This is a genomic window from Ensifer sp. YR511, from assembly GCF_900103045.1.
Classification (GTDB): Bacteria; Pseudomonadota; Alphaproteobacteria; order Rhizobiales; family Rhizobiaceae; genus Ensifer; species Ensifer adhaerens.
In genome coordinates, this window is sequence record NZ_FNGR01000001.1 from 792,081 (window position 1) to 806,951 (window position 14,871).

The window sequence follows — 14,871 nt, forward strand, 5'->3', positions numbered from 1 at the left end:
GTTGCTCCTGTCATCAGCACGGATTGACCGGCGGCAGACCGGCGATGTAGCGGCGGACTTCCTCGGCCGCCATTTCGGCGGCGAAGGTGACGGTGCGTACCGAGGCGCCGGCAATATGCGGCGTCAGCGTCACATTCGCCAGTTGCAGCAGCGGCCAGTCTTTCGGCACCGGCTCGATCGCGAAGGTTTCGAGCATCGCCGCCGACAGATGGCCGCTCACCAGGTTCTCATAAAGGGCGTCGTAGTCGCAGAGCGGACCGCGCGCCGTGTTCACGAAGATCGCGCCCGGCTTCATCCTGGCGAAGGTCTCGGCGTTCATCATGTTGCGCGTCTCCTCCGTGACGCGCGGATGCAGGGTCACGACATCGGAACGGGAGAGAAGCGTGTCGAGCGACACCTGCTCGACGCCGGCGTTCAGATCATCGGCCGAGAGCTGCACATAGGGATCGTGCACCAGCACCTTGGTGCCGAAGGCGCGCAAAAGGCGCACCACCTTGGTGCCGATATTGCCGTAGCCGATGACGCCGACGGTCATTTCGCAGAGCTCGCGACCGGTGCGATCGGCGCGGTAGAGATCGCCCCGCCACTCGCCCTTGCGCAAGGCTTCGTGGCCGGTGCGGATCAGCCGCGTTTCGGCGAGAATGGCACCAAGCGTGAACTCGGCAACGGCGTTGGCATTGCGGCCGGGCGTGTTGACGACGCGAACGCCGGCATCGCGTGCGGCCCCCATGTCGATGTTGACAGGACCGCCACGCGAGACGGCAACGAGCCTCAAGCCGGGCAGTGCCTGAAGCATTCCGCGCGACAGCGGCGCCAGTTGCGTCACCAGGATCTCGGCGTCACCGATGAAGTCGATAATGTCCTCCGGCTTGCCGAGATATTCCTTGAGCCCGTCCATGCCCTCGACGGCATAGCCGTGCTCCATCGGCACATCCGGCCAGGGCAGTTCGAGCGTGCGGATGTCATGGCCGTTGCCGGTCGCCTCGACGATCTTGTCGCGAAACACGTCCGGCAGCATGAACCGGTCGCCGATAATGGCTATCTTCTTCATTTCGATGTTTCCTGTTGATTTCCCGCGGTCGCACCTTGGGAGAGTGCGTGCCAGACGGGCCTGAGCGCTGTGCGTGACTGCTGGTAGGTGGGAAAGAGTTCGTTGTAGCGGCAGGCAAGCGCCGGATCGGCGGCCTCCGCGGGGCGCTGATAGGGCGTCACCCAATCGCCGAGGCAATCGGCCATCGAGGGATAGATGCCGAGCGAGACGGCGGCGATCATCGCGGCACCGGCAGCACCGGCCTCCTCCCGCTCGCTCGTCTGGACGCTGGCGCCGAGGGCCGCACCGAGGATGCGGCGGAGCGAGGCGCTGCGGGCAGCTCCCCCCGTCAGCCGGATGCGGCCTGGAAGCGGCCCCATCTCGGCGTAGCAATCGCGCGCCGCCATGGCGAGCCCGTCGAACACCGCCTTCACCATGTCGGGAAAGCCGTGGGTGATCGACAGCCCGACGAAGGACGCCCGCGCCGTCGCGTCGACGAAGGGGCCACGCTCGCCGGCTTCCGCGATATAGGGCTGGAAGATCAATGGCGTGTCCTTGGCATCGGCTAGCCAGCCGTCGACAAAAGCGAGCAACTCGCTCTTGGATTTCTCGACCCCCATGCCCTTCAAGAGGCCGGATGCCAGCGAGAGGATCCAGTCGATATTGAGCGTCGCGGCCATGTTCGACTGCATCTGCGCATAGGCGCCGGGGATCGGCATGCACATGGTGTAGCCGGTCAAGTCCCGGTTCAGCCGCACATCGTCGGCGCCATTGGCGAGCCGCATGTGCATGCCGGTCGAGCCGATGATCGAGCAGCCGGTATCAGTGCCCGGATCGTAGAGCCCGGCGCCAAGGGCTGTGCAGACGACATCGACGTAGCCGAGCACGATGGGCGTGCCCTCGGTGAGCCCGGTGATCCCGGCCGCTTCCGCCGACAGCGGATGATGGGTCGCCGCTCCGTCGACGATCTCGGGCAGCACATGCTTCAGCTTTTCAAGGCCGAGAAAGCGGATGACATCGTCGCTGTAGCTGCGGCTGCGGAAATTGCCGAAACTGAAATTCGCCTCGGAGGGATCGGTGGCGCGTTTGCCCGTCAGCTTGAAATAGAGCCAGTCCTTGCAATGAAAGGTGGTGGCGACGCCTGAGAGCATCTCGGGCGCATGGTCGCGCATCCAGCGAAGCTGCGGCCCCTGCTGGCAGGCGGCAAGGCCCGAGCCGGTGCTTTCGAAGCGGGCGATATCGCCGCTGTCGGCGCGAAGCCGCTCGACGGTCTCGCCGGCGCGCGCGTCGAGCCACAGCCAGCCCTTGCCGACCGGCACGCCGGCCTTGTCGATCATCCATGTGCCGTCGCCCTGACCGGTCACGGCGATCGCGGCGACACGGCCGGCGAGGTTCTCGATCTTGTCGGAGAGCTGCTTCAGCGTCGTTGCCGCGTCGGCCCAGGTGCGGTCGAGATCCTGCACGCTGCCGGCGCGGCCTACGGCCTCATAGGCGTTCGGTAGTGCCGCCGTGGCGATCTGCCGGCCGGTGAGATCGAAGGCCACCGACTTGATGACCGACGTCCCCGCATCGATGCCGATGAGGATGTCCCGCATCAGGCGAGCTCCTGTCCGTGACTGATCGCCCGTCCGCTCTCGCCATCGAACACATGCAGGCTCGACGGATCGAGATGAATGCCGATCGGCTGGCCGACATCGAGCTCCGTGCGATCGTGCTCGACCAGCACCATGGTGCCGCCGGCAAAGTCCGCGGCGATATGGGTCTGGTCGCCGAGCCACTGGTTGACGGCGACGCGGCCCGTCACACCATCAGCGCTGCGGCGCACCGAATAGGGCCGGATTCCGAGCACCACCTTCTGCCGCTTGACGAGTTCGTCGCGCACCGCATGCGAGAAATCCGACGCCGCATATTCGAGCCGCACGCCGTCCTTGAGCCCAAAGGCCATCTTGCTGTCCGAGCCGGTGACGCTGGCCTCAAAGACGTTCATCGGCGGCTCGCCGACGAAGGTGCCGGTGAACAGATTGGCCGGCCGCTCCTTGATCTTCTGCGGCGTATCGAACTGTTGCAGCACGCCGCCCTCCATGACCGCGATGCGGTCGGCAAGCGCGTTCGCTTCGGTTTGGTCGTGGGTCACGAGGATCGCCGTCAGCCCGCGCTCCTTGATGAAGTGCTTGATGCGGCCGCGAAGCAGCGCCCGAAGCTGCGGCTCGAGCTGTCCCATCGGCTCGTCGAGCAGGTGCAGGTTGGCGTCGCGGATCAGCGCCCGCCCGAGCGAGGCGCGCTGCTGCTGGCCGCCGGAGATCGAGCTCGGATAGCGCCCGAGAATGTCCTCGATTTCGAGCAGTTTGGCGATACTGGCCACCTTCTCGTCGACGACGCCCTGCGAGAGCTTCGAGGCCTTCAGCGCAAAGGCGATGTTCTCGCGCACCGTCAGCGGCGGATAGAGTGAATAGCCCTCGAATGCCATGGCGACGTTGCGGCGCACCGGCGGCAGCGTCTGGACCTCTTTGCCTGCAAGCGAGATCGTTCCGCGCGAGACCGCCTCGAAGCCGGCGATCATGCGCAAGGTCGAAGTCTTGCCGCATCCGGAGGAGCCGAGCAAAGCGATGATCTCGCCCTTTCGCACATCCATGTTCAGCTTCTTCACGGCATGCACGCCGAAGTCGACGGGGCCGTAGAACTTGTCGACGTCCTTGATCAAAAGAGCGGTGTCGGTCATGCCGCTTCTCCATTGCGCTTGGCTGCAAGGTCGGCGCGCGGCAAAAGAGCGCCGCTCGTCTTGTCGAAGAGAAAGGCCTGCGCGCCATTGACGGCAATATGGGCAGGTCCGGCGGTCGGACCAGGCGTGCCGGCCGGACGCGACACCAGGATTTCGCGGCCGCGTGCCGTCAGCGCCAGCGTCACGGTCTTTTCGTTGAGCGGCGTTTCCGCCTCGACCGTCACGGGAATGGCGCCAGGTGCTGCCGCATCGACGAAACTGATCGCCTCCGGCCTGAGCCCGATAACGCACGGACTGCCGACGACATCGGCGCCATAGTCGCCGAGCCGCACCCGGACATTCGAGAGCTCGACGAAGACGTCTCCGCCGCTGCGCTGCGGCGTGACATCGAGCAGGTTGATCGTCGGATCGCCGAAGAGCCGTGCGATCTCGATATCGGCGGGCGCGTTGTAGATCTCTTGCGGCGTGCCGATCTGGCGGATGCGGCCTGAGGCCATGACCGCGATCCGGTCGCCGAGCGCCATCGCCTCCTTGTAGTCCTGGGTGACGTAGACGACGGTGGCGCCTTGCGCTGCGAGCAGTCGCGGCAGTTCCAGCCGCATCTCGAAGCGGAGCTTCGCGTCGACGTTGCGCAAGGGATCATCGAGGAGAAGCAGCGGCGGCGAGCCGACAAGCGCACGGGCAAGTGCCGTGCGCTGCTTCTGACCGTTCGACAGTGCCTTCGGGTGATGCGTCAGCACATGGTCGATCTTTAAGAGCTTGGCGACCTTCTGCACGCCTGCCGCTATTTTCTCCTTCGACGATCGCGTCGCCGTCAGCGGGCTTGCAATGTTGTCGAAGGCACTCATGTGCGGGAAGAGCGCGAAGTTCTGGAAGGCCATGCCGACGCCGCGATGTTCGGCATCGACATCGGTCATGTCCTCGCCGCCGATCAGCACCCTGCCCTCGTCCGGCTCGATAACGCCGGCAACCAGCCGGAGTAGCACGGTCTTGCCGGCGCCGGAGGGGCCGAAGAGCACCAGCCGTTCACCGTCGGCGACATCAAGCGTGAGATCGTCGAGAACCGTCTGGCTCTTGTAGCGCTTGACGATATTCTTCAGTTGCAGCGTGGTCATGAGTTACCCTTTCACCGCGCCGAGCGACAGGCCTTCGACGAGGTAGCGCTGGGCGTAGAGTGCAAGTGCGAGCGTCGGCGTCACCGAAAGCACGATGGCCGCGGCGATCTGTCCGTATTGGATGCCCGAGGAGGTGACGAAGGCAAGCGCGCCGACCGTCACCGGCTGCTTGTCGGCAGATGCCAGCACCAGCGCGAAGACGAAGTTGTTCCAGGCGAAGATGAAGGCGAGCAGGCCGGCAGCGGCAATGCCCGGTCCGGCAAGCGGCAGCGCAATCTTGCGGAACGTCGCAAACCAGGAGTGCCCGGCGATGCGATAGGCATATTCGACGTCGGCCGAAATGTCCTCGAAGTAGCCGCGCACGATCCAGAGAATCAGCGGCAGGCAGATCAGCTGGTAGACCCAGATCAGGCCGAAGTAAGTGTTGGAGAGCCCGAGCCACTGGAAGTACTGCGTCAGCGGCAGGAGCACCAGCAGCGGCGGCGCGAAGCGGAAGGACAGCAGCGTGAACGCGATGTCTTCCGATCCTTTGAACTTGTGGCGGGCAAACGCATAGGCCGCTGGCACGCCGAGCACCAGCGCCACGGCGACGGAGGCGACCGACAGGAAGATCGAGTTGCCGAGATTGCGCATGAAGGCGATGTCGAGCGTTCCGGCCGCCGTCTGCAGCTTGCCGGTGATCAGCGCCGCATAGTTGGAAAGCGTCGGCGAAAACACGACCGATGGCGGGATCGCGAGGATCGTCTCGTTCGTCTGGAACGACATCAGGAAGATCCAGAAGATCGGGAACATGAAGAAGACGACGACGAGCGTGAGGGCGAGACCGCGCAAGGTCCGTTCGAGCGGAGACATGGTTTCCATTGGTCCCTCCTTTACGCTTCGCCGCGTGCGCGTTCGCGCAGCCGCAGCCAGTTCTTGATGAAGACGTTGGACAGCGTGTAGGTGATCGCCCACAGGATGATCAGAAGTGCCGCCGACCGGCCGACATTGGTCGACTGGAAGAAGTTGAGATAGGCCTCGACCTGGAAGACGGTGAGCGTGTTGCCGGGCCCGCCCTGGGTCATCGCGTAGATGATGTCGAACTGCTGGATACTGTCGAGCAACCGGAACAGCGTTGCCGTCAGGATGTAGGGTGTGAGCATCGGAAGCGTGATGCGGAAGAAGACGAAGCTGCGCGGCACGCCATCAAGGGCCGCCGCCTCGAAGGGCTGCGTCGGCAGCGAGCGCAAGCCCGCAAGCAGCAGGATCATGATGAAGGGCGTATAGACCCAGATGTCGACGAGCACGACGGTGAGCAGCGCTGTGTCCGGCGAGGACGCCCAGCGGAAATCATGCAGTCCGATCAGGCTTGCGAGATAGCTGAGGATACCGAAGCTCGGATTGGTCATCAGCTTCCACATCAAGGCGGCCAGCGCCGGCGCGATCATCAGCGGCAAAAGCAGCATGATCGAGATGAAGTTGTTGACCGCGGAGCGCCGCTGCAGCAGCAGCGCGATGCCGAGACCGAGCAGCAGTTCCAGCGTCACGGTGAGGCCGGCATAGAGCAGCGACACTTTCAGCGTGTTCCAGAAGGCCGGGTCGGTGAAGAAGTTGAGGTAGTTTTCGCCCCAGTTGAACTGGCGCGCCCAGGGCTGGCTCAGCCGGTAGCGCTGGAAGGAGTAGATGACCGCCGTGAAGAACGGGATGAGGATGCCGATGCAGACGAGCAGCGCCGGCAGGCTCAGCACATAGGGAAGCATCTTCCTGCTGATCCTGAAACCGGAGGCTGGTCTCTTGAGGGTTTCTGTTGAAGCCATGTCGAGCTCCGTTCCTGACGTCTTTGAAGAGCACGCGGCACGCGGCAGCCTTCAGGCGCCGCGCCAGTTCCTCGGCATCTCAGGTTGATTTCGGCGCGACCTCAAACCGGTCGCAACAGGCCGGTCGAGCCGGCATCTCGGGATCCCCGGCGCGTGCTGGCGCCGGGGATCGCTTGGGAGGCCTATCAGCCGAGACCCGCCTCTTGGAGCTGGCGGTTGATGCTTTCCACGAGCTGGTCGAGACCCTCATCGACCGGCACCTGCTTGGCGACCATCTTCTGCAGCGTCGACGCCCATTCGGTGGTCACGTCGAAGAACAGCGGCTGCGGCGTGAACTTGATGGAGGCGCCGGCGGCCGAGGCGTCGAACATTTCGACGTAACCCGGATACTTGCCGTTGAGCTTCTCGCGGAAGATCTCGTCCTTCCAGATCGACTGGCGAACCGGATCGACGAAGTCCATCTTGGTGGCGCCGAACAGCGCATGCTCCGGACCGGAAGCCCATTGCAGGAAGTACCAGGTGGCGTCCTTGTCCTTGGAGAAGTTGGACATGGCGAGCGACCAGATCCAGATGTTCGGCGTCGAGGCAGTGGCTTCCGGGTTGGCGGCGAAGGCGGCATAGCCGAGCTTGCCGGCCATCTTGTTGTCGCCACCGTTCATGAAGTAGCCGAGGCAATCGGCGTCGAAGATCATCGCCGAAGCGCCGGCGCCAAGGTCGGTGCCGACCTGATACCAGGTGTAGGTCGACCAGTCCTTCGGCCCGCTTTCCTGGATCATCTGCACGAACTTGGCGTGGTAGGCCTTGGATTCCGCCGTGCCCATCGCCGCTGACAGCTTGCCGTCGGCCGAGACGTTCAGGTCCTTCTGGTTGAAGTTGGCATAACCCGACAGGAAGCCCGGATGGATCGTCGCCCAGGAGCGCGAACCGCGAACGCCGATGCCGTAGATGCCACCGATGTCCTTCTGCAGCTTGGCCGCAACCGTGATCATGTCGTCGAGGTTCTTCGGCAGCTCGACGCCGGCCTTGTCGAACATCTCGCGGTTATAGGTGATGTTGTTCTGCTCGAACGCCCACGGAATGCACCACTGCTTGGCGTCTTCCGAGCCGAGCGCCCCGCCCGGCTGGCCGTTCCAGGCGCAGGAATTCTTCACGCCTGCGAGGAAATCGTCCCAGTTGTAGTTGGGGTTGGTCTTGGCCGGATCCTTGATCCATTCGTTGAGGTCGGCGATCCAGCCGGCCGGTCCATAGGTCCAGGTCATGTAGGCGCCGGTCATGAAGGCATCGTATTCTGCCGAGCCCGAAGACAACGCCGCCGTCACCTTGTCGAAATAGACGTCTTCCGGAAACACGTCATAGGTAACGTCGATGCCGGTCAGGTCCTTGAAGGCCTGCAGGTTGGCAATCATCGCATCGGCGTAAGGGTGCTTGTTCAAAAGCAGCTTCAGCTTCTTGCCCGAATGCGCCTTCCAGTCGAAATCGGCGGCGAGCGCCTGCGTCGACATCATGTTGAACAACGTGCCGGCCGTGCCGGCTGCCAGGCCTGCAGCCCCCAATCCCTTGAGCATGCCGCGGCGGTCCACCTCCCCACGCAGGAATGCGCTGATGAGGTCCTTCTCCTTCTCGTACATTCGTCTTCTCCTCCGTTGCGGGTATGATTGCGACTGCCGGCTACCCCACCGGTATTCCTCCCGTTAAGGCCCGGATGGCAGATCCTCCCCGCCCTCCGCATGGCCTCGAATGTGTCAGCGCCTCATGCGCCGTCGGCGGCCAGCGCCCTCGCAGTCCTCTCGTCGGTAATGAGACCGCTTAATTGCCCGCTAGCGAGCACCGCCCGGATGGCCGGAACCTTGATCTTGCCGCCGGCAACAGCGACCGTGCGGCGGTTCTTCAGGTCCTCGCGGCTGAGCGTAAACGTGCGGTCGGAAAGCGTCGTCTCGACCGGCTTGCCGTCGCGGTCGAAGAAGTGGCCGAGCAACTCTCCCATCGCCCCACCCTTCTGGATGTCCTCGATCTCGCTGGTCTCGATCATGCCGGTCGAAACCAGCGACGCCTCGCGCTCGACGGTGCCAATGCCGACCATCAGGAGATCGGCTGTCTTGGCGAGATCGAAGACTTCGCGCACGCCGCGCTGGCTGAAGAGCACGTCGCGATCCTCGACCGTGTTGGCGAAGAACGGCACTGGCATGACATAGGCCTCTGCCCCCGTACGCTCGGCGAGCCGGTGGATCACGTCATGCGGGTTGGCGGAGAACTTGCGGGTAAGCCCGCCGAGCAGCGACACGAAGCGGGTGTTGCCGCTGGCGATCCGCGGCAGATATTCGACGCAGGCGGCGAGCGTGCGGCCATGACCGACTCCGACCAGCGCCGTCTCGCCACGCTCGATCTCACGCTTCAGGAACTGTGCGCCGGAAATGCCAAGCGCCTTCAGCGGCAGGTCATCGGAATCGAAGTCCGGCACCACTTCGCAATAGTCGAGGCCGTAGCGCGCCGAAAGCGCCTGTTCGAGCTCCACGCATTCGGAGACTTCGCCGTCGATATAGACCTTCACCAGGCCTTCCTGGTTGGCCTTCATGATCAGCCGGTGGGCCTTGAGCGAGGTGAGCCCCAGGCGCTTGGCGACCTCCGCCTGGGTCAGGCCGCCGGCATAGTGCAGCCACGCCGCCCGTGTCGCCATGCTGGTTTCGTCATCACGAATGCCCGTCCCGCCAATCGTCATTGTCTCCACCCGGCTCTTGTTGCGCTGCATGATATTTTTTGCACCGCGTGATATTTTTATCCGTTAATGAAAGAAATTTCATGGCGTGAAATTTTTGTCAATAGCGTTTGACAAATGAACGATCACGTTTGCGAAGAGACGGTTGAGCAGTTGCGGCGGCTGCACGCAGGGGCAGCGGTCGCAGGCAAGCGCCAGACGGCGTAGGCTCGTCAAAAGCGGAAAAGGGGCAACGCAGGCGGAAGATCGAACCGCCGATCAGCGGTGCAAGGATCGCAGGATTATTGCCCGAGATTTCTCAGATAGAGCGACAGAAGCTGTGTCTGCGAGGAGATGCCGAGCTTGCGATAGACGTTGCGGCGATGAACCTTCACCGTGCCGGTGGAGATGCCGAGCCTGAGGCCGATCGATTCTGACGAATGGCCCTGCAGCACCAGTTCGATGATCGAGGCTTCGCGGTCCGTCAGATTGAGATGCTGCCAGACGCCGTCGGCCGGCGGGTGCGTCGCCTTGCGCCTGCTGCGCCCGGTTTTCGCCAGCGCCGCATCGAACCGGCGGCCGAGATCGGCCCAGTGATGGCGCACCAGGCCGGAGACCAGTGACTCGACCTTCTTCAACAGCGCGAACTCCGTCGCGCTGAAAGTCCCCGTCGCCTCGCGCCGCATCAGCGAAAGCACGACGGTGATCTGCTCGTCGATCGGCACGAAGAAGCCGACCTCTTCGGCAAGCCCCGTCTGCACATAATAGGTGCGATAATATTCCGAGGAGAAGAACCGGTCAGGCGCCAACTCCCTCATCCGCCAGACGCCGGGCTCACTCTTGATCGCCGCGTGGTAGAACGGGTCGAGCAGGTACGGTCCAGCCTGATAGAGGCTGACGAAGAGCACGTGATCCTTGGCGTTGAAGGTGCTGTAGAGGTCGATCGGCCGTTCCTTGCCGCGATAGGCAAAGACAACCACGTAGTCGAAGGTCATCAGCGTCGACATCAGCCGCCGATAGGTGGAGCCGACGGCATCGTCGTCCATCGCGGCACCCGCCACCAGCGGCGCCATGACCTGGAAAAGTCCTTCGAGATCGACGCTCAAACCGCCCTCCCGGCCGGTGTTTCCTGCTCTGGGGTATACTCCTCACACAGAGCAATCTGCGTTGAAATACCTCTCTCGGGGTATATACCGGCAGGGCACGCGGTGACTAGGCTGTGTGTCAATGACGGTGGAGTGCCAGGATGCAAGATCCTGGCGACATCCGATAACAACCGCAGGGAACAGACGTGACATCCGCTTCGACGAACGACATCGAGTTCCGTTCGGTCGCCAAACGTTATGGCGCCGTGACGGCCGTTTCCGACATCAATCTTCAGGTGCCGCGCGGCGCCTTCATGGCGCTTCTCGGACCATCGGGTTGCGGCAAGACCACGTGTCTGCGCATGATCGGCGGCTTCGAGCAGCCGAGCGAAGGCACGGTCTTCATCAGCGGCGAGCCGATGAACGGCGTTGCCGCCTATCGCCGCCCGGTCAACATGGTGTTCCAGCACTATGCGCTGTTCCCCCATCTCGACGTCGAGCAGAACGTCTCCTACGGGCTGAAGCAGATGCGGCCGCGCATCGCCGGCGCCGAGATTTCTCGCCGCGCCCAGGAGGCGCTGGAGATGGTACGGCTCGGCGGTTTCGGCAAGCGCCGCATCCACGAAATGTCCGGCGGCCAGCAGCAGCGCGTGGCGCTCGCCCGCGCCATCGTCAACAAGCCGAAGGTGCTGCTGCTCGACGAGCCCCTCGCCGCCCTCGACAAGAAGCTGCGCACCGCCATGCAGATCGAGCTGCAGACGCTGCAGCGCGAGCTTGGCATCACCTTCGTGCTCGTCACCCACGACCAGGAGGAAGCGCTGTCGATGAGCGATTTCGTCTGCGTCATGAATGCCGGCCGCATCGTCCAGGTCGGCCCGCCGCAGGAAATCTACGACAGGCCCGCAAGCCTCTTCGTCGCCGATTTCGTCGGCAAGACCAACCGCATCTCGGCGACCGTCGACGGCAACGCCTCGATCGAGCTCGCCAACGGCACGCGTTTTGCCGCCCCCGCGATCAACGGCACACGGGGGGCGGCCATGGTGGCACTTCGGCCCGAGGCGATCCGCCTGACGCGTAACGGTGCCGTCAGCACGGCGGCGCTGGCCGGCACCGTCACCCACCGGATCTTCCTGGGGTCAGCGGTCGAATATTCCGTCGCGGTCGACGGTCTCGGCGACTTCCTCGTGACGGCCGACCGCCGCACGCTCGGCGACAGCGAGCTGGTCGAGCCCGGCGAAAAGGTCGGCCTCGCCTTCGATCCGAACGCGCTTCACGTCTTTCCAGCCTGACATCGCCCGGCTTCCGAAGCCGGTTCTGCCGCCTACGCATGAACGTCAAACGATAAAGGGAACAGCGTCATGAGCAAATGGTACAGAGAAAATGCCCCTATCACCGCCGACCAGCTCGCGGACGAACTGATGCGCCTGAAGCGCGGCTCGGTCACGCGCCGCCACTTCCTCGGCGTCACCGGCCTCGGTCTTGCGACCGCCGTGCTCGCGCGCCAGCCCGGCCTCTTCAATTCCACCGCCTTTGCCGGCGACCTCGGCACGCAGATGTCGATCGCCACCTGGCCGAACTACCATGATCCGGCGACCTTCGAAGCCTTCCAGGCGGCCACCGGCGTTGCCGTCGAGGTCAACGTCTTCGGCTCCAACGAAGAGATGCTGGCGAAACTCCAGGCCGGCGGCACCGGCTGGGACCTCTTCGTTCCCACCAACTACACGATCTCGACCTATGTGAAGCTTGGCCTCATCGACGAACTCGATCTTTCCAAGCTTCCCAACTATGACGCGTCGACCGAGACGGCGCGCTTTACCAACGAAGGCATCGTCGACGGCAAGACCTATGCCGTGCCGAAGAACTGGGGTACGACCGGCATCGCGGTCAATTCGGCGAAGATCAAGAAACCGGTCACCAGCTGGAAGGAATTCTTCGAGATCGCCATGACCGAAGGCGACGGCCGCGCCATGGTGCACGATTACCAGCTCACCACCATCGGCAACGCGCTGGTGTCGCTCGGCTATTCCTTCAACTCGATCAAGCCGGACGAACTCGCCAAGGCCGAGGAACTGCTGATCAAGGTGAAGCCGCACCTCTACGCCATCAACAGCGACTACCAGCCGTCGATGCGCGCGACCGATGCCTGGATGACCATGTGCTGGACCAATGACGGCGCCCAGCTCAACCGCGACATGCCGGAAATCCTGTTCACGCTCGGCAAGGACGGCGGCGAGATCTGGTCGGACTTCTACGCGATCCCGAAGAGTGCCGCCAACAAGGCCGCCGGCTACGCGCTGCTCAACTATCTGATGGCGCCGGAAAACGCCATGAAGGAGCACATCGCCAACGGCGCACCGACCACCGACAGCCGCGTCATGAAGCTGCTGCCGGTCGACGTCACCTCCAACAAGATCGTCTATCCGGACGAGGCCGCGCTGACGCCGCTCGAATTCGGCGCCGCCGTGACCCTCACCGACCCCGGCCGCGCCGAGCTGATGGCGCGTTTCAAGTCGGCTTGATCTGGCATGTGACTGCCCTCATCCGCCTGCCGGCACCTTCTCGCCAAAAGCGGGGAGAAGGAACAAGCGGCAAGCTCCCTGCCCTCCTGCTTCTGCCGGAAGAAAGGGACCGGGCGGGTGCCACAAATCCCCTTCCCCCCGCTTGCGGGGAGAAGGTGCTGTGAGGCGGATGAGGGACCTTACCCTCCCGCTCGCATCGAAGTGCTGATGAAACGCGAACGGAAGAATTTATGACCGCGGCAACGAACACGAAGAGAAACCTGGTGACGGCGGCGCTGGTGGCGCCGGCCGCGGCCTGGCTGATGATCTTCCTCGTGCTGCCCTTCATCGCCATGCTGGTCTTCGCTTTCGGCGAACGCGCACCGGAAGGCGGCTATCAGGCAGCCTTCACCTTTGCCCAATTCGCCAACCTGCCGACACGGGCGGCCGCCTTCTGGAACACGCTGATCCTCGCGCCGGTCGGCGCGCTCGCCTGCCTGCTGATCGCCTATCCGGTCGCCTATTATCTGGCGGTCAAGGCGAACCCGCGCTACCGGCTGATCCTCGTGTCGCTCGTCGTCGTGCCCTTCTGGACGAGCCTGCTCGTGCGCACCTATGCCTGGATGTACATCCTCGGCTCGCGCGGTATCCCGAACCTTTTGTCGATGATCGGCATCGAGGACGTGAGGATGCTGAACACGCCGGGCGCCGTGCTTCTCGGCATCGTCTACGGCTACCTGCCGCTGATGATCATGCCCATTTACGTGAGCCTCGAAAAACTCGATCGCCGCCTGCTCGAGGCCTCCGCCGACCTCGGCGGGAGGCCGGTGTCGACCTTCTTCGGCGTCACCCTGCCGCTCTCCTTGCCCGGTGTCATGACCGGAGTCGCGCTGGTGACGATCCTGCTGCTCGGCGAATATCTGATCCCGCAGCTGCTTGGCGGCGGCAAAGTGTTCTTCATCGGCAATGCGCTGGTCGATCTCTTCCTGCAATCGCGAAACTGGCCGTTCGGCTCCGCGATCGCCGTCACGCTGGTTGCCGTGGTCGTGGTGATCCTGATGGTGGCAATGCGCATCGCCTTCCGCGTCGCCGGCACAAGACAGGTGGATCTCGTCTGATGCGCGCCTTCATCTCCTCCGTCTACCTCTTCCTCTACGCCCCGATCGCGCTCGTCGTCCTGTTCTCCTTCAATGCCGGGCGCAATGCGAGCGAGTTCACCGGGTTTTCGACCGCCTGGTACGGCAAGGCGCTTGGAAATACCTTCCTGGTTTCGGCGCTGCAGAACAGCCTGCTGATCGCCTTCACCAGCGCCACGCTCGCCGCAATCTTCGGCACCATGACAGCCCTCGGGATGGAGCGGATGGCTCCGCGCAACCGGGCGATCTTCGATGCGCTGTTTGCAGCCGCAATCGTCGTGCCCGGTGTCGTCATCGGCATCGCCACGCTGGTCGCCCTCGTTGCCGTCTTCTCCTTCGTCAACCCGGCGCTGGCGACGATCTGGCCCGGCGACCAGCCGCCGCAGCTCGGCCTTGGCTACGGCTCGATCATCGCCGCGCACGGCCTGTTCTCGATGGCGCTAGTGACGATGATCGTGAAGGCCCGCATCGCCAGCCTCGGCCGCGATATCGTCGAGGCATCAAGCGACCTTTACGCGACACCGCTCACCACCTTCCGGCTGATCGTGTTGCCGCAGATCCTGCCGTCGATCCTTGCCGGCTTTCTTCTGGCCTTCACCTTCTCCTTCGACGATTTCATTATCGCCTTCTTCGTCGCGGGCTCGAAGACCACGCTGCCGATCTACGTCTTCGCCTCGATCCGCCGCGGCGTGACGCCCGAGATCAACGCGATCGCGACGCTGGTGCTCGTCGCCTCGCTGCTTCTGATCCTGACCGCCCGCATCCTGATGCGGGAAAAGAAAACGAAATCCGGGGAGTGA

Annotated in this window: 13 protein-coding genes; 4 read left to right on the forward strand and 9 right to left on the reverse strand. The window is 63.7% G+C overall.

The window, feature by feature from the left end; translation table 11 throughout:
- Positions 1–13: 13 nt before the first annotated feature.
- The 9 genes from BLU15_RS03940 to BLU15_RS03980 form a co-directional block, all read right to left on the reverse strand.
- Complete coding sequence (locus BLU15_RS03940; RefSeq protein ID WP_060582644.1) at positions 14–1,051, reverse strand: 2-hydroxyacid dehydrogenase; 1,038 nt, start codon at positions 1,049–1,051, stop codon at positions 14–16.
- Entirely contained in the window at positions 1,048–2,625 is a 1,578-nt protein-coding gene (locus tag BLU15_RS03945; protein WP_090294334.1) for an FGGY-family carbohydrate kinase, read from the reverse strand. The genes BLU15_RS03940 and BLU15_RS03945 overlap by 4 nt, the downstream gene beginning before the upstream one ends.
- Positions 2,625–3,749 carry an ABC transporter ATP-binding protein gene (locus tag BLU15_RS03950; protein WP_060515892.1) on the reverse strand — a complete coding sequence of 375 codons (1,125 nt, stop codon included), beginning with the start codon at positions 3,747–3,749 and terminating at the stop codon, positions 2,625–2,627. The genes BLU15_RS03945 and BLU15_RS03950 overlap by 1 nt, the downstream gene beginning before the upstream one ends.
- Positions 3,746–4,864, reverse strand: coding sequence for an ABC transporter ATP-binding protein (locus tag BLU15_RS03955; RefSeq protein ID WP_060582638.1), 1,119 nt, complete (start codon positions 4,862–4,864; stop codon positions 3,746–3,748). The genes BLU15_RS03950 and BLU15_RS03955 overlap by 4 nt, the downstream gene beginning before the upstream one ends.
- Positions 4,865–4,867: 3 nt before the next feature.
- Positions 4,868–5,725, reverse strand: coding sequence for a carbohydrate ABC transporter permease (locus BLU15_RS03960; protein ID WP_034792198.1), 858 nt, complete (start codon positions 5,723–5,725; stop codon positions 4,868–4,870).
- 11 nt (positions 5,726–5,736) lie between these two features.
- Positions 5,737–6,660 (reverse strand): carbohydrate ABC transporter permease, encoded by a 924-nt coding sequence (locus BLU15_RS03965; RefSeq protein ID WP_034792195.1) that lies wholly within the window; start codon positions 6,658–6,660, stop codon positions 5,737–5,739.
- A gap of 185 nt (positions 6,661–6,845) precedes the next feature.
- Positions 6,846–8,288 carry an extracellular solute-binding protein gene (locus BLU15_RS03970; protein WP_034792193.1) on the reverse strand — a complete coding sequence of 481 codons (1,443 nt, stop codon included), beginning with the start codon at positions 8,286–8,288 and terminating at the stop codon, positions 6,846–6,848.
- 122 nt (positions 8,289–8,410) lie between these two features.
- The gene (locus BLU15_RS03975) at positions 8,411–9,376 is read right to left on the reverse strand and encodes a sugar-binding transcriptional regulator (protein WP_034793557.1); all 966 of its coding nucleotides are present in this window, start codon (positions 9,374–9,376) and stop codon (positions 8,411–8,413) included.
- Positions 9,377–9,654: 278 nt separating this feature from the next.
- Positions 9,655–10,398, reverse strand: coding sequence for a helix-turn-helix transcriptional regulator (locus BLU15_RS03980; protein ID WP_370689560.1), 744 nt, complete (start codon positions 10,396–10,398; stop codon positions 9,655–9,657).
- 245 nt (positions 10,399–10,643) lie between these two features.
- Here BLU15_RS03980 and BLU15_RS03985 point away from each other — a divergent pair, with 245 nt between their 5' ends.
- From BLU15_RS03985 to BLU15_RS04000, 4 genes are all read left to right on the forward strand, one after another.
- Positions 10,644–11,726 (forward strand): ABC transporter ATP-binding protein, encoded by a 1,083-nt coding sequence (locus tag BLU15_RS03985; RefSeq protein WP_034792163.1) that lies wholly within the window; start codon positions 10,644–10,646, stop codon positions 11,724–11,726.
- A gap of 69 nt (positions 11,727–11,795) precedes the next feature.
- Positions 11,796–12,956: a polyamine ABC transporter substrate-binding protein gene (locus tag BLU15_RS03990; RefSeq protein ID WP_060582636.1), complete on the forward strand. Its 1,161-nt coding sequence runs from the start codon at positions 11,796–11,798 to the stop codon at positions 12,954–12,956.
- 230 nt (positions 12,957–13,186) lie between these two features.
- Complete coding sequence (locus BLU15_RS03995) at positions 13,187–14,053, forward strand: ABC transporter permease (RefSeq protein ID WP_029742635.1); 867 nt, start codon at positions 13,187–13,189, stop codon at positions 14,051–14,053.
- Positions 14,053–14,871, forward strand: a complete 819-nt coding sequence (locus tag BLU15_RS04000; RefSeq protein WP_090294335.1) for an ABC transporter permease — start codon at positions 14,053–14,055, stop codon at positions 14,869–14,871. Before BLU15_RS03995 ends, BLU15_RS04000 begins: the two co-directional genes overlap by 1 nt.

Bases quoted from the DNA above. Each gene is read 5' to 3' on its own strand.
- BLU15_RS03965 (WP_034792195.1), bottom strand. From the start codon at position 6,660: ATGGCTTCAACAGAAACCCTCAAGAGACCAGCCTCCGGTTTCAGGATC.
- BLU15_RS03980 (WP_370689560.1), bottom strand. From the start codon at position 10,398: ATGGACGACGATGCCGTCGGCTCCACCTATCGGCGGCTGATGTCGACG.
- BLU15_RS03960 (WP_034792198.1), bottom strand. From the start codon at position 5,725: ATGGAAACCATGTCTCCGCTCGAACGGACCTTGCGCGGTCTCGCCCTC.
- BLU15_RS04000 (WP_090294335.1), top strand. From the start codon at position 14,053: ATGCGCGCCTTCATCTCCTCCGTCTACCTCTTCCTCTACGCCCCGATC.
- BLU15_RS03975 (WP_034793557.1), bottom strand. From the start codon at position 9,376: ATGACGATTGGCGGGACGGGCATTCGTGATGACGAAACCAGCATGGCG.
- BLU15_RS03995 (WP_029742635.1), top strand. From the start codon at position 13,187: ATGACCGCGGCAACGAACACGAAGAGAAACCTGGTGACGGCGGCGCTG.
- BLU15_RS03970 (WP_034792193.1), bottom strand. From the start codon at position 8,288: ATGTACGAGAAGGAGAAGGACCTCATCAGCGCATTCCTGCGTGGGGAG.
- BLU15_RS03955 (WP_060582638.1), bottom strand. From the start codon at position 4,864: ATGACCACGCTGCAACTGAAGAATATCGTCAAGCGCTACAAGAGCCAG.
- BLU15_RS03945 (WP_090294334.1), bottom strand. From the start codon at position 2,625: ATGCGGGACATCCTCATCGGCATCGATGCGGGGACGTCGGTCATCAAG.
- BLU15_RS03940 (WP_060582644.1), bottom strand. From the start codon at position 1,051: ATGAAGAAGATAGCCATTATCGGCGACCGGTTCATGCTGCCGGACGTG.
- BLU15_RS03950 (WP_060515892.1), bottom strand. From the start codon at position 3,749: ATGACCGACACCGCTCTTTTGATCAAGGACGTCGACAAGTTCTACGGC.
- BLU15_RS03990 (WP_060582636.1), top strand. From the start codon at position 11,796: ATGAGCAAATGGTACAGAGAAAATGCCCCTATCACCGCCGACCAGCTC.